This window comes from Kitasatospora sp. NPDC004799, assembly GCF_040609095.1.
Lineage (GTDB): Bacteria > Actinomycetota > Actinomycetes > Streptomycetales > Streptomycetaceae > Kitasatospora.
The window spans coordinates 1-1,966 of sequence record NZ_JBEXJK010000722.1 but is presented as its reverse complement, the minus strand read 5'-3'; the positions used below and the strand labels follow the sequence as shown (position 1 = coordinate 1,966).

Sequence of the window (1,966 nt, the reverse complement as noted above, 5' to 3'; positions counted from 1 at the left end):
GGCGGCCCGGACCCGCGGCTGCTGGCGCCCGCGCGGGGCTGGGCGGGGCGCGCGCAGGCCGCCCGCCGGCGCCTGGCCTCCGGCGAGCTCGGCTCGCTGCCGGTGGTCGTCGGCCTGGTCGTCATCGCCGTCGTCTTCCAGTCCGTCACCCACCACTTCCTGCAGGCCGACAACCTCACCAACATCACCCGCTTCATCGCCGGGCCGGGCCTGATCGCCGTCGGCGTCGTCTTCGTGCTGATCCTCGGCGAGATCGACCTCTCGCTGGGCTCGGTGGCCGGCGCGAGCTCCGCGATCGCCGCCGTCCTCGCCGTGCGCCAGGGCTGGCCGGAGTGGCTGGCCATCCTCGCCGCCCTGGGCGCGGCCTGCGCCATGGGGCTGCTGCACGGCCTGTTCTTCGCCCGCGTCGGGGTGCCCGCCTTCGTGGTCACCCTCGCCGGGATGCTCGCCTGGAGCGGCCTGCAGGAATGGGTGCTGGGCGACGCCGGCACCGTCAACAACCGCCACGACGGCATCGTCGCGAGCCTGGACACCACCTTCCTCGGCGACGGCGACATCGCCTACGCCTGGGGCCTGGCCGTCCTCGCCCCCGCCCTCTACCTGGGCGCCCGCCTGCGCACCGCGCACCGGCGCCGCGCCGCCGGGCTCACCGCCCCGCCCGCCGCCGACAGCGCGATCCGCGCCGGGGCGCTGGCGCTGCTGTGCCTGGCCGCCGCCTACGCCCTCAACCAGGACCGCGGCCTGCCGCTGTCCCTGGTCGTACTGCTGGGCGTCGTCCTCGCCACCGACTTCGTGCTGCGCCGCACCCGCTACGGGCGGCAGGTCTTCGCGGTCGGCGGCGGCGTCGAGGCGGCCCGGCGCGCGGGCATCGACGTCGCCCGGGTACGGATCTCCGTGTTCGTCCTCGCCGCGTTCCTGGCGGGCCTGGGCGGCCTGTTCTACGCCTCCCAGCAGGGCTCGGCCGACAAGCAACTGGGCGGCGGCAACGTGCTGATGAGCGCGATCGCCGCCGCCGTCATCGGCGGCACCAGCCTCTTCGGCGGGCGCGGCAAGACCTGGTCGGCGCTGCTGGGCATCCTGGTCATCCAGTCCATCACCACCGGCCTGGACATGGTCCACGCCGCCCAGGCCATCCAGTACATGATCACCGGCGCCGTCCTGCTCGCCGCCGTCGTCCTCGACTCCCTCACCCGCCGCACCCGCACCACCACCACCCGCAGATAGCCCCAACTCCCCCGACAACCCCGCGCGCAGGAAGTCGCCCCGCCGACCCCCCGCGCGCGGGCCCGGGCACTCCCCCCCAGCAGAAGTCGGCCCAGCCGACTTCTGACGCACAGCACCCGGACCCACTCCCCCATGCCCCTCCCGGCGCCGGTCAAGCCGCCGCCCTGCCCCCGCGAGCGCGGGGCCGACAGCACCATGCACGAGACGGTCTACGAGGACCGCGAGCTATCCCCGCGAGCGCGGGGCAGGCCGGGATGCCGGCAAGCGAATCCTTGACCTCTGGGAGCAATCCCCGCGAGCACGGGGCCGACACTTCCTGACCTGCGGCGATTGGGTTCGGAGCGTGCCGATCCATTCAGTTCGATTCCGGAACCCGCGCTGCGGGACCGACGCCCCAGAGAGCACCGTTCCCAGCTGCACCCTGGCAAACCGGCCCTGAGTCTTCGTCAGCATCGTACGGGCTCTTCGCAGACACGGGTGCAGGGAACGAACCTCGCCGCGCACCGGGACCGCACTCGTCCTCGGGCACAGCCTGCCCGATCCGACCGGCCCAGCCCTGGAGAACGGTCCGCCGGTTCTCGCAGCCCTGCACCAAACCCTCGCACCAGAAGTCGAACCCGCCGACTTCCCGCGCGCGGCCCGAGCAACCGTTCCCCAGCGCGCCAGAAGTCGACCGAATCGACTTCTTGCGCACGACAGCCCGGCCTCCGGGCCCGAAGCACCCGAACAGCACCACCGAAAC

The 1,966-nt window shown here is 73.7% G+C and carries 1 protein-coding gene; it reads left to right on the top strand.

Features of this window, described 5'->3' with window-relative positions:
• Positions 1-1,224: sugar ABC transporter permease (locus ABZW03_RS40265; protein WP_355269764.1), on the top strand; the 1,224-nt coding region annotated here is incomplete at its 5' end.
• Positions 1,225-1,966: the final 742 nt, after the last annotated feature.